The sequence below is a fragment of the Xanthocytophaga flava genome (assembly GCF_030068545.1).
In the GTDB taxonomy this organism is placed as follows: Bacteria; Bacteroidota; Bacteroidia; order Cytophagales; family 172606-1; genus Xanthocytophaga; species Xanthocytophaga flava.
Genome location: NZ_JASJOR010000035.1, coordinates 37,295 through 59,158, shown reverse-complemented (window position 1 = coordinate 59,158; position 21,864 = coordinate 37,295). Strand labels below are relative to the sequence as shown.

Annotated in this window: 14 protein-coding genes; 5 read left to right on the top strand and 9 right to left on the bottom strand. The window is 38.0% G+C overall.

The features are described from left to right. Window positions 1-108: 108 nt before the first annotated feature. The 7 genes from QNI15_RS32925 to uvrB all read right to left on the bottom strand — a co-directional run bounded on the left by QNI15_RS32925 (window position 109) and on the right by uvrB (window position 14,065). Window positions 109-3,666, bottom strand: a complete 3,558-nt coding sequence (locus tag QNI15_RS32925; protein WP_314036033.1) for a VCBS repeat-containing protein — start codon at window positions 3,664-3,666, stop codon at window positions 109-111. Window positions 3,667-3,747: 81 nt separating this feature from the next. Further along, on the bottom strand, window positions 3,748-5,280 hold the full coding sequence (locus tag QNI15_RS32920; RefSeq protein WP_313992073.1) for a RagB/SusD family nutrient uptake outer membrane protein: 1,533 nt from the start codon (window positions 5,278-5,280) through the stop codon (window positions 3,748-3,750). Window positions 5,281-5,313: 33 nt separating this feature from the next. Then, window positions 5,314-8,865 (bottom strand): SusC/RagA family TonB-linked outer membrane protein, encoded by a 3,552-nt coding sequence (locus QNI15_RS32915; protein WP_314036031.1) that lies wholly within the window; start codon window positions 8,863-8,865, stop codon window positions 5,314-5,316. A 31-nt stretch (window positions 8,866-8,896) separates the two neighbouring features. Then, entirely contained in the window at window positions 8,897-9,925 is a 1,029-nt protein-coding gene (locus QNI15_RS32910) for a FecR family protein (protein WP_313992068.1), read from the bottom strand. A gap of 207 nt (window positions 9,926-10,132) precedes the next feature. Next, window positions 10,133-10,738: an RNA polymerase sigma factor gene (locus tag QNI15_RS32905; protein ID WP_313992066.1), complete on the bottom strand. Its 606-nt coding sequence runs from the start codon at window positions 10,736-10,738 to the stop codon at window positions 10,133-10,135. 243 nt (window positions 10,739-10,981) lie between these two features. Further along, window positions 10,982-11,932: a 1-phosphofructokinase family hexose kinase gene (locus QNI15_RS32900; RefSeq protein WP_313992064.1), complete on the bottom strand. Its 951-nt coding sequence runs from the start codon at window positions 11,930-11,932 to the stop codon at window positions 10,982-10,984. A gap of 111 nt (window positions 11,933-12,043) precedes the next feature. Beyond that, window positions 12,044-14,065: an excinuclease ABC subunit UvrB gene (gene uvrB, locus QNI15_RS32895; protein WP_313992062.1), complete on the bottom strand. Its 2,022-nt coding sequence runs from the start codon at window positions 14,063-14,065 to the stop codon at window positions 12,044-12,046. Window positions 14,066-14,347: 282 nt separating this feature from the next. Between uvrB and rlmD the strand changes: the two genes are divergently transcribed. From rlmD to QNI15_RS32880, 3 genes are all read left to right on the top strand, one after another. Beyond that, window positions 14,348-15,769 (top strand): 23S rRNA (uracil(1939)-C(5))-methyltransferase RlmD, encoded by a 1,422-nt coding sequence (gene rlmD, locus QNI15_RS32890; protein ID WP_313992059.1) that lies wholly within the window; start codon window positions 14,348-14,350, stop codon window positions 15,767-15,769. A gap of 21 nt (window positions 15,770-15,790) precedes the next feature. After that, window positions 15,791-16,165, top strand: coding sequence for a hypothetical protein (locus tag QNI15_RS32885; protein WP_313992056.1), 375 nt, complete (start codon window positions 15,791-15,793; stop codon window positions 16,163-16,165). Between the two features lie 1,069 nt (window positions 16,166-17,234). Further along, complete coding sequence (locus QNI15_RS32880; protein WP_313992053.1) at window positions 17,235-17,621, top strand: DUF1801 domain-containing protein; 387 nt, start codon at window positions 17,235-17,237, stop codon at window positions 17,619-17,621. 122 nt (window positions 17,622-17,743) lie between these two features. Here QNI15_RS32880 and QNI15_RS32875 read toward each other — a convergent pair whose 3' ends face one another. Further along, entirely contained in the window at window positions 17,744-18,034 is a 291-nt protein-coding gene (locus QNI15_RS32875; RefSeq protein WP_314036029.1) for a hypothetical protein, read from the bottom strand. Between the two features lie 2,135 nt (window positions 18,035-20,169). On the opposite strand from QNI15_RS32875, the gene QNI15_RS32870 reads away from it, so the two are divergent. Further along, window positions 20,170-20,517, top strand: a complete 348-nt coding sequence (locus QNI15_RS32870) for a hypothetical protein (protein ID WP_313992049.1) — start codon at window positions 20,170-20,172, stop codon at window positions 20,515-20,517. A 7-nt stretch (window positions 20,518-20,524) separates the two neighbouring features. Here the strand turns inward: QNI15_RS32870 and QNI15_RS32865 are convergent, their stop codons facing one another. Further along, window positions 20,525-20,671 carry a hypothetical protein gene (locus tag QNI15_RS32865; RefSeq protein WP_314036027.1) on the bottom strand — a complete coding sequence of 49 codons (147 nt, stop codon included), beginning with the start codon at window positions 20,669-20,671 and terminating at the stop codon, window positions 20,525-20,527. Between the two features lie 389 nt (window positions 20,672-21,060). Between QNI15_RS32865 and QNI15_RS32860 the strand changes: the two genes are divergently transcribed. Continuing rightward, on the top strand, window positions 21,061-21,417 hold the full coding sequence (locus QNI15_RS32860; protein ID WP_313992044.1) for a hypothetical protein: 357 nt from the start codon (window positions 21,061-21,063) through the stop codon (window positions 21,415-21,417). Window positions 21,418-21,864 lie beyond the last annotated feature (447 nt).

Here is a 21,864-nt window from a genome sequence, read left to right as displayed (position 1 = left end):
TCAAAGTTTAAAGTAAATAAAGAGGGAACAAAATTTAAGTAATCAGAACAACTTAAATTTTGCTACCTCTTTATTTACTAATGAGCATCTTATAAGTATAAAACGTATTTATCTGGAACGTTGAGTAATCTTTGAGTGAAATACCTCTTTCCGACTCTGCTTTTTCTGATCAAAAATTACAACTTCTGTGACACCATTTGGTACAATTAATGTGCGGGTTGTTTGGGAGAGATAGCCAGAACCATAATAAAATTCTTCCAGGCGTTTCTTTCCATTTGTCCATCGTAACTCGGCTTTGGCATCTTTAGGACTTAAACGTATATAGGAAAGCGTAGTCTCTTTATTTTGTGGATGCTCAAATACCTTCACACTATCCTGGTTTTGTGTAGCGATCACTAATCTTTTGTTTGTACTTACTACTATCTGGGTAAGCGCTTTGGCATCGCCATCTACCTGAAATCCGGTTTCTGTTATCTTTGCTGGCGTAAAGTTGCCCTTCCCATCCCCCTGTAAATACAGTCCTGTTCCTGCATCCATCCAACCTGAGAGTGTTTCTCTGCTATAGTCATTGCCTACTGCTAAAATATCCAGATTGCCATCATTGTTTACATCATTTGTAAGCAAGCCAAAAATGGGTGAAAATTGTGCCTGTACAGGAAGCGGGTGCATAGCGAATTGTCCCTTTCCCTGATTTTCAAGATAAGCAGAAGAAAAGGTTGTCGCTTTAAGAATAAGTGCATCTTTCAGTTTTTCTGAATCAAACAATTCCGTAAAAGTAGACTTCCCATATAACGCATAACTTGTTAGCGTTTTACGAAAACTTACAATCTGATCTGTTAACGTCTCACGTGGATGAGAGATATATTCTTTGCCATCAATATATCTGCAAAGTACAGGGTCCATAGTCCCATTCTGATCGAAGTCTTTGGCATACACACAGACAGGATATTTCTCTGATGCCTGAAATAATGAATTCTTGCCAAGGTTCCCTGCTACATAATCTATATCTCCATCGTTGTCAAAATCGCCTCCTGTAATACTGTTCCACCAGCCTCCGGAATTAGGTAGTTCAGATTTTTCAAATCGCTGTCCTTGTTTATTGTGGAAGAATGTAATAGGCATAAACTCACCTGTTACAATCAGATCCGTCCATCCATCATTATCGTAATCAGTCCAGAGAGCTGAAGTAACCATTCCTGGTTTTTTCAGTTCCGGACATAGTTTTTGGGTGTTGTTTACAAAATGACCTTTTCCATCATTTTGCAGCAAATAACTCAAAGGGGGGATTGGGTATTGGGTTGGCGTAACTCTTCCTCCTACAAACAGGTCCAAATCTCCATCCTTATCATAATCACAGGCTACCACACAGCTACCACTGCTTTCTGTTTTAGAGAGAGCAGTACTATCAAGTGTAAATATTCCTTTGCCATTATTGCGATAAAACCTGTCTTGATACGAATAGATTTCTTTGCCAAATTCACTACTCCCACTTACACAATAGAGGTCATTGTCTCCGTCATTGTCTGCATCAAAAAGCAAGATACCTGTATCTTCTGAAGTTTTGTTGGGCAAAGACTGCTGTTTGAACTGATGATCTGTTGTTTGTAAAAAGATAGTTGCATGATCATTGGCAGAGCCACCAATGATAAAATCATCTAAGTCGTCACCATTCACATCCCCAACAGCAATAGATGGACCTTGTTGAGAGTGTTTGTGAGATAATAAAGCTTGTCCATACTTAAAATCAGGAAAGTCAGTTTCCTGGTGTTTGTATGTAATTGAATGGGTTTCTTCGAAAAGAATAGATTGTGTTATAGATGATTTGACGGATTGTTTGTGCGCATTTTTTTCCTGAAGAGTGATTACCTGATCTGTTGAGAGAGGGCCCAAATGTTGCCTGTTACCACTTTGCCAGACCACCACCAAAGAGTCAACTTTTGTAGCTTTTCCCATGCCAAAATGCTCATAATCTTCGATGGTTGATTTATAACCTCTTTGGATCTCGTGTTCTGTATATTGTATTTTACCATCGTAGTAAACCCATACCTTGGCTCCTAGCCCCGACGTATTGGGTTTCTCTCCTTGAAGGCGTATTCTTAAAAAATGGTTTGTATTAGGGATAGAAGTTTCTTTTTGTAGTTGAACCACATTGTTGCGATAGACAAAGGCCTCCTCATCGATATTATTCATTACCAGATCCAGATCTCCATCATTGTCAAAATCCGCATAGGCGGCTCCATTGGAATAAGAAGGCTGGTCCAGTCCCCACTCACTAGCGAGATTGGTAAATGTCAGATCACCATTGTTGTGGAAGATGCAGTTAGGCTTTTTAACACCTTCCAAACCTTTAACAGCTTTAATCGCATTTTTTATACGGGCTTCATCTGTTCCAAATAAAGAGGCGTCCCTACTGTAACTTACAAAATCCAGATCTGTGATGTCTTTCCGATATCCATTTGTGATTAATAAGTCGCGATATCCATCATTATCGAAGTCGGCCAACAGGCTACTCCAACTCCAGTCGGTAGCATATATACCAGCCAGATAGCCAATATCACTAAAGGTACCATTACCATTGTTTAGTTGTAAGACGTTTCGTATATGTTGATTCTGGTAATTTTGTCTTCGGTTAAGAAAGAAACGATCATATCCGGTTGTAGAGAACATTGTTTTCTGACGTAGATTATCTTCTGGCATCATATCCATCACAACTATGTCATTGAGACCATCGTTGTTGATGTCGGCAATATCCATTCCCATACCATTGTGTTCTGTATGTTTGAAAGATTTCTTTGCCTGATTAGAGAAGGTGCCATTGCAGTTATTAATCCACAGATGATCATTGGAAAGAAAATCGTTTGCGCAATAGATATCCGGATAGCCATCCCGGTTAATATCGTTAACAACAATCCCCAATCCCCATCCTTCTGTCTGAATACCACTTTCTTTAGAAATATCTTTAAAATTGGGTAGTCCGTTGGTACCGATTCCTTCATTTCTAAACAACTTGTCTACACTTTTTCCGCTACCATCTGTATGTTGTCCTACAGCCTGGTTCCGATCGTAATTCTCATGTGAGGAATTAGTGAGCAGATACATATCCAGATCGCCATCCCGGTCATAATCCAGAAAGGCTGCCTGAGTAGAATAACTGCTATCTGCCAGACCTATCTGACTGGCAACTTCATCGAAGATGACATTGCCTTTTGCATCAATACCTTTATTGAGGAAAAATAAGTTTGGTACTTTTTTATCTTTATCAGGATGTATAGTGGAAACATAAATGTCTAATAAGCCATCCTGATTCAAATCAATCATAGCTACACCTGTACACCAATAGCTGGTATTTATATGGGCTTTTTCGGTAATATCTTCAAAATGAAAATCGCCTTTGTTAAGATATAGTTTGCTGGAAACCATATTACCTGCAAAGAATATATCCTGAAGTCCATCATTGTTTATATCTCCAACTCCTACTCCACCACCATTGTAAATATACTCAAACCGTAGTGCATTAAATGTATCACTTTCCATTATCTGATTAGTGAAGGTGATACCTGTATGATCAGAAGGTAGTAGTGTAAATAGAGTGTTTTTTTGGGGAGAATTACATCCCAGTAATCCCCCCAAGCACAGTATCCAAACACAGATTTGGGTTATATTCATAAGAGTAGTGGTTAGAATCAACAAAAAGGCCCCATCATTCATACAATGAAGGGGCCTGAACAGTAGAAAATGCTTTCTGTATTAATAGCCCGGATTCTGATCTGTTGGTTTCAGACTGGCATTGGTTGAAAACTCTTCCTGAGGAATAGGCAGCAACTCATATTTGTTAGCTTGGAAGTAGCTAATCGGTTCAGAAGTGAGTTTCCCTTGTTTTCTCCAACGTAGAATGTCTCTGTTCCGGATTTGCTCTCCAGCTAATTCTACTCGCTTCTCATGCTGAATAGCACGGAAGATTTCCGCTTTGCTATTTACAGGATAGTTGGTAGTAGGATAATCTGGCATGTTCACACTAGCTCTGCTACGTATCTCATTAAGATACCCAATTGCAGCAGTGGAAGTACCCACCTCATTTTCACATTCGGCCAACATCAGCAATACTTCTGCATAGCGGATAATCCGCATATTCATAGGTCCTGTATAGAAAGTAAGATTATTTTTATACATGCTGGTATACTTTTTCCAACTGATTTTCTCTTTTCCTCCCTCAAAGTTGGATAAGTTACCTTGTACCAAAACGTCTGTTAAGGTGGTTGCATCATTATTAAATTTGTCCCCTATCCGATAAAATGTGTCACTAAAGCGAGGATCATTTTTGGCGTCTCCTTTGCTGGTGCGTTCATAATCAGCTAGTAATGCATCTGAAGGAATAAGGTTTCGCCAACCAATTGCTGAATATTCTTGTGTACGGCTATTACCTTCATTTCCTGTTCCATTACCATCATAATCCCAGTTAAAGCCATCATTTTGAAAACCAATTTCAAAGATAGATTCTTTATTAAAACCTGTCTCTTCTTTAAAGTTATCTGAGTAGTTGGCTACCAGTGCATAGAGACCTGAATCTTTAACTTTTTCAAGTTCTGTTTTGGCACCTGCGTAATCTCCTGTAGTCATTAATACCCTTCCTAGTAAGGCTTGTGCTGCACCTTTGGTTACTCTTCCTACATCTGCGCCAGAATAGGAAGCTGGAAGTACAGCTTGTATCGCTTTTAACTCCTCGATAATAAACTGGTAAACCTCATCTACAGGAGTACGTGCTTCAGACTCTAAAAGTGACTGTACCGTATTTTTATACAAAGGAACCGCACCCCAGAAAGCCACCAATTCAGAATAAGCCCATGCTCTTAAAAACCTGGCTTCTCCTAATAGTCGATTTTTGCGTTCATCCGTGATATTTTGTGTGTTTACTGATCCATCAATCACAGAATTTGCTCTGTGTATGGTCCGGTAATACCCTTTCCAAACATCTGTCATTACACCATTACTGGTTTGAAGTGACCCTGTCAGAATCTGATTTCGGGCTCCTTCCAATTGACCCCCTCCTGTGGCAACATCATCCGAACGCAAATCATGCAGAAAAAACCATTCACGGCCTGTAAGACGCCCACTTTGTACCATGGCATATATTCCATTTACACCAGTAGTAAGTTCAATCTCATTGGTATAATATCTGTCTGGTGTGCTGCCATTAGGATTTTGTTTATTCAGTAGATCCTCACTGCAGGCACCTAACATCATAATTAAAACCAAACTAACTTTTCTTATTACGTTTTTCATATAACAAAGTCTTTGAAATATCATAAATAATAATCAGAATCCTACCTGTAAGCCAATAATCAAAGTACGTGCCTGTGGAAATTGGCCATAATCAATTCCTTGTACCAAACTTCCATTGTTCACATTAAGTCTTGAACCAACCTCTGGATCATATCCTTTGTATTTAGTGAATGTTAGCAGGTTTTGAGAGGATATATATATCCGGAAATTGTTCAGATTTCCCTTGGTAATAGATTTTAGTACATCAGCTGGCAGGGTATACCCAATATTTAAACTTTTAAGTCTCAGATAAGATCCATTTTCGATAAACCGATCAGACGTTCTGTTATTGGAATTAGGATCACCATTAACTGCCCGTGGTATATCGGTATTGGTATTCTCTGGAGTCCATGCATTCAAAACAGTGGTACTCGAGTTAAACAATCTTATCATGCCCTCAGTTAATACTCGGGTTCCATTATAAATTTTGTTGCCTTGTACTCCCTGAAAGAACATGCTTAGGTCAAATCCTTTGTAATTAGCAGAGAAATTAAGACCATATGTAAATTTTGGTAAAAAGCTTCCCAAATAGGTTCTATCTGCATCTGTAATCTGACCATCCTGATTTATATCTTTGAACCGGATATCTCCAGGCCGGGTATATTTACTCTTATTATCCGCTTTATTATATTCAGTAAGATTTACAGTTCCATCGTTATTGAGTGGAAGGCTCTGAACAGGTGCACTAGGTTTATTATCAGATCCTATGATTTCAGCTGTATTTTGAAAGATACCATCCGTTACCCAGCCATAGAATGACTGTACAGGGTGTCCAGCTTCAGTACGTGTGATAGATGTATTTCCATAATCCTGTAATGCTCCTCTATCCAAGACGCTTGTAGGAGTATCTAACGCTTTTACTTCGTTTTTAGCCACACCTATGTTTGCTGAAATATTCCATTTAAACTCACCTTGTGATTGATTATAACTGCCCTGAAATTCATATCCCCAGTTTTTCATCTTGCCTACATTGGCACTAGTAGGATTGGAATAGCCTGTTGATACCGCAGGAGTTACTTCCAGAATGAGATTATCTGTGTTACGAACATAATATTCAGCTGAGAAAGTTATTCTATTATTAAGCAAACCTGCATCAATGCCTATATTGGTCATTTTAGTAATTTCCCATTCCAGGTCCTTATTTGCTAACTTATCATAAAAAGACCCTTGTGTACTAACATTGCCTAAATCTGCACCTGTATTAGAAGATACTGTTGTCTGCCATAGATAATTACCTGGGATATAGCCAAGTGATCCATAACTACCCCGTACTTTCAGTTCGGAGATAAATGGAATATTTTTCATGAAGTTTTCCTCGCTGATTCTCCAGCCTAACCCTATGGATGGAAAACTTCCAAACTTATTACCTGGCGCAAATTGTGAGGCACCATCCCGACGAATAGAGGCACTCAAAATATATTTGTTAGCATACTCATAATTTAGTCGGCCAATGTATGAATAGATCGCTCGTTCATCACGTAAAGCTGTAAAACTTTGGTTGCTCAATCCATCAAATTCTTTAATCTCATTGGATGATGCTTTACCTGTTGCATTTAAAGATACGGATCTGCCTGTTTGGTATTCAATAACACCCAATGCATTGATAGAATGTTCTCCAATTGTTTTCTCAAACGTCAACTGATTAGTATATATTGGAGAAAAGCTATTATTACGATTATCATTTAAAACAGCTAGAGTTCTACTATTGAATCCCTCTGAGTAGATAGGCTGATAGATATATTCGCGAGAAGTCTGGTAGTTTACTCCTACATTAAAGCGGTATTTTAGCCAGGAAGTAAGAGAGACATCAAGAAATAACGAACCCAATACTCTCACTGAGGTAACTTGGTCCAGATCTTGTAATGCTGCACGGACAGGGTTTTGGGGGTCAGAACCATCTGCACCTGTATTACCTCCATAGCCACCAATATTTGTTGGATTATATAAAGGTATATAAGGTGTCATACGAATCATATTCTGGACTTGTGTACGGCCACCCGCATTTTGTTCTTTGCGTTGATAGCCATAAGAAACCAGTAATGTTTGACCAAAACTTATCCCCTTCAATACTTGATGATCAGAATTTATACGGAAATTATACCGGTCATATCCTGTCCCTTTCATGATACCCGCCTGACTAAAATAACCTGCGGAAGAATAGAAACGAGATTTTTCATTTCCTCCGGATACAGACAAGTTATTCTGTGTAATAGTTGCTGTCTGAAAGAGTGCATCCTGCCAATCTGTATCTGTTTGAGCAAAGGTTTGAGAGGCACCTGCATAAATTGGATCATTCATGGCCGAAAAACGAGGAGGAAGGGCTGCTCCTGCATTTGATAATAAAGCCGTTCCATACTGTAAATACTGATCCCGATTTAAAAGATCAAGCTTATTCCATGCTTTTTGTACACCAATATAGGAATCTAGTTTAACATGAATATTTCCATCTCTTGTTCCTTTTTTGGTTGTAATCAACACAACGCCTGCTGCTGCTCTGGAACCATAAATAGCAGCAGAGTTTGCGTCTTTTAGCACTTCTACAGACTCTATATCTTTTGAATCGAAATTATTAAAATTATCCACATTAATAATTCCATCTACTACATACAGAGGATTAGATGCAAAGTTAATAGAGCTGATACCTCGAATACGTACCAGAGGCGCCTCACCGGGTGCACCATTGTTTGTTACGATGGCACCTGCAACCCGTCCTTGGATGGCTTGTTCCACGCTAGGTACAGGTAATGCTGCAATCTCTTTAGAAGATACACTGGATATGGCACCTGTCACAGAGGTTTTCTTCTGAGTGCCATAGCCTACTACCACTACTTCACTAAGTGCTTGTAGATCTGGTTTTAGCTGTACATCTATAATTGTGCGATTACTGACCTGCATTTCTTCTGTTGTATACCCAATGGACGAGAATACCAATACTCCGTTTTCTGGTACACCACCTAATGTATAACGTCCCTCTCCATTAGTGGTAGTACCTTTGGTTGTTCCTTTGATAGATACACTCACTCCTGGCATTGCATCACCACTTTCGCCAGAAACTTTGCCACTTACTGTAATTTCCTGAGCATTCAGAAGGTTTTGCAACTTTTCTGCTTTAGGTAATGCGATAGTATTGATTTGATTAGAGACTATTGCATTGTCGTGCTCTGATTCTCTGGAAATATGCTTAATCAGCTTGAAGTTAACTTTTTCTTCCGGAGCATAAATCACATAGATGTTATCGATCCGTTTGTACTTCAGACCTTGAGGGGTCAGTAGTTGATCCAGAATCTTGCCTAGTTCATGTGAGGAAGAAGAAAAAGCTTTGACAGTCTTGTTTTCCAGTACAGTATTTTTGTACGTAAAATGGACGTCATACTTGTTTTCCAGTTCTCCCAGAACCTGTATCAGGGACTGGGCTGCAGGTTCAGATTTTTCTAAGGTTGGTCTCGGAATCTGGACAGCAGCCAAGCTCTGTGCAAATCCTGATAAGTACACAGATCCGGATAGGAGTACTGTGCCAAGGAAAAGATGGTAGCGGTTGTTTTTCATGGAACACATTTGTTTTTAAAAAGTAGGGGAACTATTTCGAGATGGTTATCCGGTTATTAGTAATCTGGATTTTAACATTGTATGTGGTGGATAATACATCAAGAAGATTTTTAATATTGTGTGTTGGTAATACGCCGGTTATACTTTCGGATAAGAGTTGTTCATTGGTAATGAAGACTTCGTATCCATAAGTTGTTTCAATACGTTTCGCTATTTCTGCTAATGAAGTGTTTGTTAACACCCAAAAGTTTTTTGTCCAGGAACTTTGATTCTCTGCCTGGATAGCAATCTTCTCTATTTTTTGATTGGTTTCAGAGAACTTCACCATCTCACCAGGAGACATTAGAATATCCTTTGAAGGTTTAGGTGTTTCAAGCTTGAGTTGGATCTTACCTTCATTAAGGCTGACGGCTGTCAGGTGTTCATGTTGATTGACATTAAACTTTGTTCCCAGTACTTCGACTGTAAGATCATCTGTATGCACCTGAAATCTGGCTGCCGGATCACGAGGTGTCTTTTTGGAGACTTCAAAGAATGCTTCTCCCTCCAGCCATACTTCACGGGGTTTATCAGATTGCCAGTTGCGTTCAAAGTGCAATGTTGAGTGAGCATTGAGTGTGACTTTTGTTTGATCTGGTAGTGTAATTGTCTTTATCTCGCCATATTGTGTATTGTAATAGATATGTTGATTTAAATACCAATAGGAAATCGCAGAAAATGCAAAAGTTCCTATAAGCAGACCTGCCGCAATACGTTTCCAGTTTGTATACCAGATTATTGTCTTCTCCTCTTTAACTAAAGGGAGTATCTGCTCCTTCTTTCGTATACTAATAAGTATGTTTTGAAACATACGATGTCGTTGCTCCTCTAACAACAGATCAGTTTTGAATTGAAGAGCATGGATTGTCTGGCGAGCTTCTTCTAATTCTATTTTTTTTTCAGGGTGTTGAAGTTGCCATCTATCCCAGAATAAATCAGTTTCCTCATCAGGGCATAGAATCCATTTCTGAAAATGTTCATCTAGCGCAAAGTCCAGAGCTGTATAGTGTAGATAATCCATATAGAGTGAAGAGGATTATTGATAAAAATAATTGTCTTATATACACATAATACATGGGACACTAAAACTTCATCATTTTTTTTGAAAATTTTTTCAAAAAATTATCCAATAGTTTTTTTCTAGTCCAAATGCCTATCAGCTAATCTGGTTTCTGAAAGAATGCATGCTTTTCATTTGAAAAGACAGGAATAGAGAAATAAGAGGGGGTTATTCAAATGATGGAGAAAAAATGAGAAATACAAGTATCAAAAATAACCGACTTATATAACGCTTAATAACATCAATAGCTTTTGAAACCAGATTATATACAGAACGTAATTCAATAGCCATAAGGGATGCAATCTCTTCATAAGAGAGATTCTCATAAAACTTAAGAAAAATGACCTCTCGCTGGCGTTTGGTTAGTTGTTGCAGAGCTTGTTGCAGGTGTTGTCGTTGCTCAATAGAAGCTTGTTCAGAAACCAGAGAGAACTCGTACGAAAGTTCTACTTCAAAATCGTAATCTTCCGAAAGGTTATTGAGTATGTATTTGTGTTCTCGCTCCAGTTTCCGCAGCATCTTATTTCTAAGTGATTTCATCAGGAAGTACTTAGGAGAGTCAGTGTCACTTAGGTGATCTTTCTTATTCCATAATTCAATAAACAGATCCTGAATAGAATCTTCTATTAATGCTTTGTCAGGAGTGAAACGCTTGCCATAATTGTACAATGTTTGTACATAGTTGTTATACAATTCCGTAAAAGCAGTTAGCTCACCTGCCCGGAATTGGTTCCAGAGTATTCCATCCTGTTGTTGAAGCACCTGCTTTGACATAATTGGTAGGAAAATATAGGACAAGTCATAGTTACATTAGTAAATGTAAATCTTTTATTTTAAAAATACTATTATGTTTTCTTAGTTGTATAAAACTTTTCCAAAGTAGATTGATCCTATTCGAATAAAATGGAGACTTGACTTTATAACGAAAAGCAAGATTTAAAGAGTAAGTATTTTAAATAAAAAAACCTTTTGGCATAGAAGCTAAAAGGTTTTGTCATGTTTTCAATAATTATCTTTTCAGATACTTGTATGAGTATAACGGGCACTATATGTGCAGATCCAGTCATATAGCTTGTGCACATCTTCTACTTTAAATAACTGGGTTCCGGAATTCATAGTAGCTGCAGATCCACAGGCAACTCCCATGCGAACCATCTCCTGAGGTGTCTTGCCATTCGCGAGGCTCCATGTCATACCTGCAACCATACTATCTCCTGCTCCAACCGTACTTTTCTTCAAAACAGTGGGAGCTGGTATGTGTTCATGTCCGTCTTTGGTGACTAGAAGCGCACCAGCAGGTCCCATAGATACAACTACAATTCCGCAATCTCCCCGATTTATTATTTCTTTTGCTGCATCATCTACATCATCTGTTTCCAGCGTCTCTACGCCTACCATTTTACTAAGTTCGCCCACATTAGGTTTAAGTAAGAATACACCTTCATTAGCTGCCAGTTTCAGCGGTTCTCCAGAGGTATCCAGAATCAGGCGTGCGTTTATTTCTTTTGCTACCTTTGCTACTCTGGCATAGAAGTCAACAGGCAATCCGGGAGGCAGGCTACCACTTGCCACCAGATACTCAGGTTTAGCTTCCTTAATGGCTTCCAGACATGACTGAGCTTCTATTTCTGAGAGTTGAGGACCTGGCATTCCGAAACGATATTGTGCATTTGTTGAGTGTTCTACCACAATAAAGTTTTCCCGCGTCCACTGTTCTGTTGGAACAGACTTGCAGGTAATTTTATCCTCCTGTAGGAGATCAATCAGAAGAGTACCCGCCGGACCACCAGCCGGAAAAATAGCCAGACTATCTCCTCCTAGTTTATGTATCGCTTTTGATACATTGATTCCTCCACCACCTGCTTCAAACTTAGGGTTTTCACAACGTAATTTATGTTCTGGTACCAGCCTGTCAATACTTGTACTTTTATCAATGGCTGGATTTAAGGTTAATGTTACAATACCCATCTGAAGAAGCTGTCGTAGTAAATGTTGATTTGTTGAAATGCTGTGATTTATAGCATCATAGATCACAACATAGGCAAAATATTACTTTATTCTACTCTTTTCCAATAAAAATCAACGTTCTTTCAACATACGTTTCAATTCAACCATTTCATCCCGAAAGCGGGCTGCCTCTACAAAGTCCAGGTCTTTGGCTGCACGTTCCATCTTTTTCTGAGTTTCTTGAAGTAATTTTTCCAGTTGGTCTCGTGACATATAAGAAACTATCGGATCAGCCGCAACACTTACCTCTTCACTCTCTACATAATATTGCTTGGCTTCCTTGCGGGCATCGGCTACAGAAGTTTGGGTAAGAATAGCTTCTCGCGATTTTTTCACTGTACGTGGTGTGATGCCATTGGCTGTATTATAATCTTGCTGTATAAGGCGCCGTCTATTGGTTTCATCAATGGCTTTCTGCATAGATTGTGTCATCTTATCTGCATACATGATTACTTTGCCTCTATCATTACGAGCTGCCCTTCCTATTGTCTGTATTAAAGATCGTACATCTCGCAAGAATCCTTCTTTATCAGCATCCATAATGGCGACCAATGTTACCTCTGGTAAGTCAAGACCTTCACGCAGCAGGTTTACACCTACCAGTACATCAAATACCCCAAGACGTAGTTCACGAAGAATCTCCACCCGATCCAGTGCTTTAACCTCTGAGTGAATATATCGGCATCGAATTCCTAACTTATCCATATATTTAGTCAACTCCTCTGCCATACGTTTGGTCAATGTAGTGACTAATACTCTTTCCTCTAGTTTCACTCTTTCTTCTACTTCATCCAACAGATCGTCTACCTGATTCAGACTTGGACGAACTTCTATTTCCGGATCCAATAAGCCTGTAGGACGAATGATTTGTTCAACCACAACACCTTCAGATCGTCTTAGTTCATAATCTCCAGGAGTTGCCGAAACATAAATAATCTGATTGGTTAACTCCTCAAATTCATTGAAGGTAAGAGGTCTGTTATCCAATGCAGAAGGAAGTCGAAATCCAAACTCTACCAGTGCTGTTTTACGGGAGCGGTCACCGCCCCACATAGCCCTGATCTGAGGTAAGGTGACGTGGCTTTCATCCACCACCAATAAAAAGTCATCTGGAAAATAATCCAGCAAACAGAAAGGTCTTGCACCTGGAATCCGGCCATCAAAATAGCGCGAATAGTTCTCGATACCTGAACAGTAACCGAGTTCACGCATCATTTCCATATCAAATTCAGTTCTTTCTTTAATACGCTGTGCTTCCTGGTACTTGTCTTCTTCTTCAAAATAACGTATCTGTGCTACCAGGTCACTTTGGATATGCTGGATGGCACTATTTAATGTATCACGTCCTGTTACGAACAGGTTCGCTGGAAAAATAGAAATAGCTGGTTGGTCAGAAAGCTTCCGGCCTGATTGAGGATCTATACGTTGCAGTGCTTCTATCTCGTCTCCAAAAAAGATAATCCGGTAACCATAGTCTGCATAAGCAGGGAACACATCCACCGTGTCTCCCTTGACCCGAAATGTACCACGTGTAAATTCTGCTTCTGTTCGGCTATATAAAATATCGACCAATGAAAATAAAAGTCGGTTACGAGCCAGTGTCTGTCCTCTTTGCAACTGTAAGATACTCTTCTCATATTCTTCCGGATTACCCATACCATAAATACAGGATACAGACGCCACTACAATCACATCTCTTCGCCCACTCATAAGAGCTGAGGTAGCCGAAAGCCGTAGTTTTTCTATTTCCTCATTAATCATCAGATCTTTTTCAATATAAGTATCCGTAGTGGCCATGTAGGCCTCAGGTTGGTAATAATCATAGTAGGAAATAAAGTACTCAACCGCATTGTTGGGGAAGAATTGTTTAAACTCTCCGTACAGCTGAGCTGCCAGAGTTTTGTTATGACTTAATACCAGAGTGGGTTTCTCTACATTCTGGATAACATTGGCAATAGTAAATGTCTTACCAGAACCTGTTACACCTAGTAATGTTTGAGAAGGTTCTCCTGTTAATACTCCTTCTGTCAATTGTTCTATAGCTTTAGGCTGATCGCCTGTTGGTTGGTATTCTGATGTTATCTGAAAAGACATAAATTAATCCGGTTTTCAATAGTGATTTTGAAAAACATGCTGCTAAAAACCTCTTCTCAAAGTGAAAAGTTTTAGGAAAAGGCCTTTTGAAGAACGATTTTTACTTATACATAAGTTCCTGTGTATGAAAGATAAATAATTTGGCCAAGACATAAAAATGCAGGTTTTATATATGCCTCTGTTTAGACTTTTCATGTATTCATCCAACTATTAAATACATTCTGTTTTCTAATCATTGGTAAATACTGTTTTTCGGAGACATTTCCGTAATTTTGCACTCGTATGCGAAAAAAGAATAAAAGTTATCCCATTCTGGAGAAAATTACTGTCAGCGATTTTGCTGCAGAAGGAAAATGTCTGGCCCGTTATGGAGAGATTGTGGTATTTATTGAAGGCATAGTGGCTCCAGGTGATGTTGTAGACTTGCGTGTATTCAAGCAAAAGAAAAATTTTTGGGAAGCACAGGTAATAAAAATCCATGAAGCCTCGTCTCAAAGAACTACTCCATTTTGCCAGCATTTTGGAGTTTGTGGAGGATGTAAATGGCAACATATTCCCTATACAACACAACTTGCGCAAAAGCAGGATCAGGTAACTGACAATCTTGAGCGGATTGGAAAGATTCACCTGCCTGAAATACAACCCATTCTTCCTTCCAAAGCAACTACCTATTACCGCAATAAACTTGAATATACCTTCTCATCTAACCGATGGCTGACAGATGAGGATATGCAGAAAGGAGAAATAACAGATCGAACAGCGTTGGGTTTTCACATTCCCAAACGATTCGATAAAATACTGGATATAGAAACTTGTTATCTACAGCCTGACCCTTCTAATAAGATCCGTTTGGCAGTAAGAGAATTTGCTCGTCAGAATAACTATCCTTTCTTTGATTTGGTAAAGCAGGAAGGTTTTTTGCGGAACTTAATTATCCGTACTACCACCACTGGTGAATTAATGGTAATTGTACAAGTGTTTTCCAAAGATGAACCAAAGCTTTATGCTTTACTTGATTTTCTGAGAGATACATTTCCTGCTATCACCTCACTACAATATGTGATCAATGCCAAAGGAAATGAGACATTTCATGATCTGGAAGTTGTGACCTACCATGGCAAACCCTACATCACAGAGAAGATGGAGGATCTGGAATTTAGAGTTGGTCCTAAATCCTTTTATCAAACGAATGCAGAACAGGCGCTAGAATTATATACAATAGCGCGTACGTATGCTGATCTGAAAGGAGATGAACTGGTATATGATTTGTACACAGGTACAGGTACGATTGCCAACTTTGTAGCTCGTCAGGCAAAGAAAGTGGTTGGATTGGAGTATGTACCTATGGCCATTGAAGATGCTAAAATCAATTCGGAAGTAAATGGTATCTCCAATACCGCATTTTTTGCTGGCGATATGAAGGATTTGCTGACGGAAGACTTTCTGCAAGCGAATGGATATCCGGATGTAGTCATTACTGATCCTCCGCGAGCTGGTATGGATGCCAAGGTAGTCGAAATGCTGCTGAAAGTAGCTCCACAACGTATTGTCTATGTAAGTTGCAATCCTGCTACGCAAGCTCGGGATCTGGCTCTACTGGATGAGAAATATGTTGTAATGGCTGTTCAACCTGTAGATATGTTTCCGCATACATACCATGTAGAAAATGTAGCATGGCTGGAGAAAAGACCTGTGAGTAACTAAATAAAAACTACACAACCAAGTATGATTGATAATAGTGCTAATGATCCTGAACTGAATGGTCGTTATTTGGGAACCATCAGTAAAGACTTTGTATTAGTAGCAGATGCCGTTAAAGAGGCTTCGTATGCTATTCGTAAACGAGGGTTTTCTGACTATCCGATTTTTCCCGTTTGTACAATTGAACTCCCTATTGGGCAACTGCTGATTCGTAAATATGAAGTAGGTACAGACTGGAATTACTATGCTTCCTTTTTGGATGAGTTTGTGCAGCGGAAGATTGTAGAGGATGAAGATGTTTTCAAAGCCGCCTATAAAGATCCGGATGAGTACTGCTGCTTATTTGTCGTAGATGAGGAATTTACCAATTTCGTTTTTATTCCTTATCCGGAAGACTAATAGTTTAGATAATTGCCTCATTTATAGTGGTTTTTGCGAGAGTTGATCCACTAAAGTGTATAATAGTAACACTATCTTCTTATATCGGACAGTTTAGACTTTATAAAAATTGCACTTATCTGACTTTTTTTTGTAAAATAAGTCGATATTTTCTTGACTTTTTGAAACGCGTGCTATACCTTTGGATATATAAAATAAAAAATAGGACTTCATGTAGTATGACAATATAACGGTTAAGGTTAAGAATTACATTTTATCATAGTTTTGTATGGTTTGATTGTAAAAGGGGACAGCTTCTGGTTGTCCTTTTTTATTTTTTAATCGATTTAAAATCAGTTATTTGCGAATCCATACAGCAAACTATCACAGTTTTTTACACAATGAGTAATAACCTTGACCCTGATTACGAGCCTAGACTTTTCCATTCTAACAGGGACGTAACAAAAAGATGGTACATTAATTTTCGCATCTGGAATACCGACGAACAAGCCTTTATTCGCAAGTAGTACACCGCAATGAATAAGTACAAAACACTTACTCAACAGAGTAAAGCTGCCTTAAAATAAATCAGAAAATTACTTGATGAAAGAGTAGCATTGAGATGTGCAATCCTCTTTTTAACCTGATCAGATTCTAGATTTTCTGGAGAAAGAAACCGCTTAAAGCTATTTACATTTCTTGTCAACAGAGTTGCATACTGATACAATTGTTGTAGACTCATACCTATGATGCCCTGTCACTGTTGGTATTCATTTTGTTTAATTCTTTTTGTTTGGTAATAAACTCTCACTGCCTTTTCATAGTCTTTAGTTCCTGTATTGCGTTTGCCATAGTTGTACCTTATAGCATTAGTTGTAGCTTAGAAACCGTCACGAATGCTGTCATCAATCACTTGACAGTAGCCTGATAGCGGGTTAGGATGTTGTCGCATTGAGGCTTGCGTAAAAAGTCTTGGCATACCACAAGACAAAAAGATAAATTCTGGGGCGAAATCAATTAAGTAATTGTAACAGATTTTATAAAAAATAATAACTTCATCTATCATCCATATAACTTATACCTTAAGACAATGAATCTTAATCAGGAAGTGACCCGATTTCTAGATGAATTAAACCATCCTTTTCGAAAAGAAATTGAACAACTCAGGTTATATATTATGGAGGCATCTGCTGAGTTAACTGAAACTATTAAATGGAATGGACCCAATTATAGTATAAGGGATGAAGATCGGATTACAATGAAGATTCAACCACCTAAATCGGTGCAACTGATTTTTCATAGAGGTGTTAAAAAACAAGTTCAGCCTGCCACTTATCTGATCGAGGATCCCTCTAAGTTATTGACTTGGAAGGAAAATGATCGGGCTGTTGCTACCTTTACCAGTATGAAGGATGTGGAAAACAACCAATCTATGCTAATCCAAATAGTTAAAGACTGGATTCAGGCTACTACTTGAAGTCAATAGTGTACCGGACTTTGATGCAAAATTCGCTCAAACGCTTTCCACACAGTAGGACAATATCAATCTGTTAAAAATTAGAATTTCTTTTGAATCATGTTTTCCACTATTGAAGTTGTTTAGTATTTATCAAGAGGTTGAATTTTACGTGAAAAACGAATAGAGAAGGCTATATATAATAGAGATGTCCATGTATGAGCCTTTGTCTCAAATCGAATTAATAACACTTTGAAACTATCCAGCCAAGCATTGGCCTGCTCAATGACGGTTCGATACGAATATAAGAGTTCATCAAAGTAATGATAGGGAGTCGTATTATAAGAAAGCATACCATACTGTCTATCAGTCGATTGTTGATTATCTTTTTGTTTTTTAGGCTTTTGTTTTTCACATAGAGCTTCACAGATCATATTTCAAGGACTTCCATTTGGAGTGATATTTTTTGGTTCGTATCTCAAAATTCACTCTTTTTTGGAAATCCTTTCTTTTTACTAAACAACTTCTATGTTTACCCTAAATTATCTCATTATACTTGAGGTTCTTATTATGCTAAGTGGTAGTAACGGTCTTTTTCCAGAGGAAAATCCTTTCTAATTCATTTGCAAAAGCCTAAGTGAAAACTGTTGGGACAATGTTATATATAGTTGAAATCATAAGCCTTTACTTGTATTCGGACAGGTAAAACTAAAAAAACCACCAGAGACTGATGGCTTTTTACAATGAATCATTACTTATTTGTTATACTGAAACCTATTACGAACCTTTCTTCTTAGAAGTTTCAGCTGTTTCTATAGTTGACTCTATTGTAACTACTGTCTCTTTTGTCGGATATAGCGATTTTTACGTTCCGGTAACTATGCATCTGTTCCTGAGTAATACTTGTCAGTGGAACAGTGTGCTTATCAACAATAAGAGCTCGTAAGCCTTAGTATTCAGAGTTGGCTTTTCAACTAGCTAGTTCAGAGAAAGCTAAAAACAACTCTTATAGAAGCATCTGAAAAGGCTAGTTACTTTAATTTATACAAGTGTATTTTAGCGGATTTGTGTGTTTTCTATGCGTGTGAGGAAATTTACATTTTTATAAGGAAGATCCTATTTGTAGTAAGAATAGTTATTGTGTATTCATCTATGGTTTATATACCCTGCCATCAATAGCCGTAATTTTGTCATCTGCATCTGATGCTACATGAGTGATTCGATAAGTATTATTTAACTTACTATTTATGTGTGTAGAATTTAGTGTCTATAGAATTTAGTTTGTTCTCTCTTTTCGCTTTAGATAATACGTTTGATAATGAATCCGCCATTACACGATAAATAGTTTTTTGTGGTTCTAGAGATTCATGTGCTACATAGTTAAACGTTTCTTCCTAATAGATCCTATTTGTTTTTGGGGTTGGTGTCATCCAATACCAGGTAGTGTTTGAATGTGGCTCCCCACTTATCGCCTCTATAGGGTTTCTTTTATCAAAATACATGTGATTGTCAGGGTGTTGGATTAGCGGATTTTCGGTTTTTTCGCGCTATGGTTTTCTAAAGGTTACAAGGTGTTATCAAACGTGTTAACCAGTCTTTACGACAAATGGGAATAACCAGAGTGTAACCTTTATTAAACAAGTTTACTAAGATGCATAGCAAGCCCTAACCGATAACCAGAAGTTCAGATAGACAAAAATAAAAACGATACATTTCCACTCCTGAAAAATTTTCGCTGTTTTGGAGATTTTTTGTGTATCTTACACTACCAGAAAGCGGAAATTATCAGGCTCACCAAAAGTTGCGCATTCTCTTGGTTAGGCGGATTTTATGTGATTATAAGATCTGTTTATCTGTTCTGTTTTCGGCTATTGTTAAGTAAATTAAAGATGAGTTCAGTTTTACGACTGGCTGTTTCAGCCCTTTGTAACTATCTAGCTTTAAAACAGTCCCGACACAAAGTGCCGGGATTGTTTATTTCCAATAGTTAGACTACTATACTTATGACCAGATTTGCTCTTCCTGCAGGAATTAACTATAGGCTTTGAGCTAACCGTAAAAGGTCATTGCTTGTTCTACCTTCTGCCAATACAGGGGATTGAGCTTGTTATTTGGGAAGGCGTTAATGACGGCAAACTGCCTTTGAACGGCATTCAATACTTGTTTTGCTTGTAATTCAAGTATACGAATTTTATTGTCAGGCGAATTCTGACTACTTTTACTTCGCATTTGGTTGCCACAAACAAAGTAATGATTACTCTGAGTAGCTATACAAGGCTTGGGATTGTTTATTCACATTAGGATGCCCGATGTATGTTCATGCTCTTAAATACAGAGATGGCTTTCGGATCTCTCCCTTTTCCCTTTTTGTGGATTTAGATTTTTTCTTCTGAATAGGTGGGGCTACAAATACCCATAAGATCTCATGCGTTTTGTCGTTTACCTGACGCATCTTCGGGCGAGCTACACAATTCTCTATTTCACTCAGAGCCAGAGATCTGAGAGGTATTATTTTTTATGTCTTGTAGTATTGTGCTGTGTGCCTGTCTGCTAAAAATGCTATACTGTGATGCGTCAAAATTTACTGGACATTATTTTATTAAATTCTGTTAAATTCATGTTAAAGGATCGGGAGGCCTATTCTCTCTTTTGTGACTATCTCCGTAAATCACTTGCTTGCCATAAAGTTGCTAGCTTACCTATTTCACTTTCACAGATCCGTAAACTACACCAAGCAAAAGAACAACTAGAGATAATCCGTGAGTTGTTAGACGTTACGCTTCAGTTTAATGCTGATCTTAGATCATATGCTCCTTTCATCATACAGTTAGAAACTCTACCAGCAAATGAGTTGGAAAGATTGCTGGAGATATATGACGAAACAGACAAGCCTGCTTCCGGATCAGTAACAGAATAGGAAAAGATTACTCTGTTACTGATTGTTGATTTTTCTGCATTTTACTATCCGGCATACCGTTCCTTTTTGCCCATCCTATTAGCCAGTCTTCTTCCTGTTTGGTCCAGTTGCCAAACTTTAATTTTCCATAGTAAGTTGACTTAGTCATTTTCATAGCTTATAAGAATTCATCCCTCATTTACAGTCGAATCTGCGTACTGAAATACTCGAATATCTTTCGTGGCTTGCTTACTTCTTGCATTTTTAGTGTATTTAAAGTTATATTTAGAGTGTCAAAATTTATATATACTTCGAAAATATCTAGCCAAATATTATTGTGAGGTATATGGTAAAGAAGGTCATCTATTTAAAGTGAAGATAGTAAGAAATGGCGCCAGAGATCTATTAGCTGAAACCTAATGTAGTCGATAATAAAGATGATTTGATTGAAGTCTTGCATGAAAGACAGCAAGAATTATAGTAAAAAGAAAACTCTTTTAATTGCTACCACCGTTATACTAATTCACTCATTTTAGAATTTAACAACTTCTAATTGAGTGCGAAATGAGAAACGAACAAACCTCGGGGATGCTCTATGAGCTGCTTATTAAATGGATATATGAAAATAACCAAAAAGCAAATCCATATATAGAAGGTCAGGATGTAAGTGCCCATCAGATGCTGGAACTGATTAATGCTGAACGCACATTAGAAAGTCCGGATCTGATAGACAAACGCATGCAGGTAGTTGCCAATCAAATGCTTTTGGCTTTCTCTGTATTGTATCAAACAAACCTATACGAATCCAAAAGGAGATGGATAGCAGACTTGATTACAAAAACGATCAAAGCCGAATCATCCGAAAAGCTAGTAAGTATCCTTGATCAGGTTGTAGCTGAAGTCTATTTTGGAGATAATTGAGGAATAATCAATAAGTACTCACAAGCTTGCTCAATCAAGAATGAAGTAAGAAAAAAGAAATTTGAAAGTACCCTCCTACTTATATCCAGGATGGACAATCCGAATATTTTAAAATCAGAAATAGTATTAGAGGCAATGGAGAATTCAAAGGCCGAAAAAAGAAAGATCTAAACGAAGACGAAAGTCTCACCACTATTACCGATTAACCACTTTTTTAATTACGCATACCAGTAATCATCAACATTCAGAATCTAAGTAAGTTAAATTTTCAAAACGCTGAAATACTAGGCAACATCGAACAGGAACTAACAGAAGAGATACAATTGCCCGGAAATGATGTAGAGACAAAAAATGGTTAAAAATCAATAGTAAAATTAGTGTCAGTATACGGATTGCAAATGTTTCATTTTTTTAATTCTTAATACTTATCCGAAAGTGAGTAATTAA

Coding starts and splice junctions, on each gene's coding strand:
- QNI15_RS32915 (WP_314036031.1), bottom strand. CDS start 8,865: ATGAAAAACAACCGCTACCATCTTTTCCTTGGCACAGTACTCCTATCC.
- rlmD (WP_313992059.1), top strand. CDS start 14,348: ATGCGAAAAAAGAATAAAAGTTATCCCATTCTGGAGAAAATTACTGTC.
- QNI15_RS32910 (WP_313992068.1), bottom strand. CDS start 9,925: ATGGATTATCTACACTATACAGCTCTGGACTTTGCGCTAGATGAACAT.
- uvrB (WP_313992062.1), bottom strand. CDS start 14,065: ATGTCTTTTCAGATAACATCAGAATACCAACCAACAGGCGATCAGCCT.
- QNI15_RS32875 (WP_314036029.1), bottom strand. CDS start 18,034: ATGATCTGTGAAGCTCTATGTGAAAAACAAAAGCCTAAAAAACAAAAA.
- QNI15_RS32870 (WP_313992049.1), top strand. CDS start 20,170: ATGCGTCAAAATTTACTGGACATTATTTTATTAAATTCTGTTAAATTC.
- QNI15_RS32905 (WP_313992066.1), bottom strand. CDS start 10,738: ATGTCAAAGCAGGTGCTTCAACAACAGGATGGAATACTCTGGAACCAA.
- QNI15_RS32860 (WP_313992044.1), top strand. CDS start 21,061: ATGAGAAACGAACAAACCTCGGGGATGCTCTATGAGCTGCTTATTAAA.
- QNI15_RS32920 (WP_313992073.1), bottom strand. CDS start 5,280: ATGAAAAACGTAATAAGAAAAGTTAGTTTGGTTTTAATTATGATGTTA.
- QNI15_RS32925 (WP_314036033.1), bottom strand. CDS start 3,666: ATGAATATAACCCAAATCTGTGTTTGGATACTGTGCTTGGGGGGATTA.
- QNI15_RS32885 (WP_313992056.1), top strand. CDS start 15,791: ATGATTGATAATAGTGCTAATGATCCTGAACTGAATGGTCGTTATTTG.
- QNI15_RS32865 (WP_314036027.1), bottom strand. CDS start 20,671: ATGAAAATGACTAAGTCAACTTACTATGGAAAATTAAAGTTTGGCAAC.
- QNI15_RS32900 (WP_313992064.1), bottom strand. CDS start 11,932: ATGGGTATTGTAACATTAACCTTAAATCCAGCCATTGATAAAAGTACA.
- QNI15_RS32880 (WP_313992053.1), top strand. CDS start 17,235: ATGAATCTTAATCAGGAAGTGACCCGATTTCTAGATGAATTAAACCAT.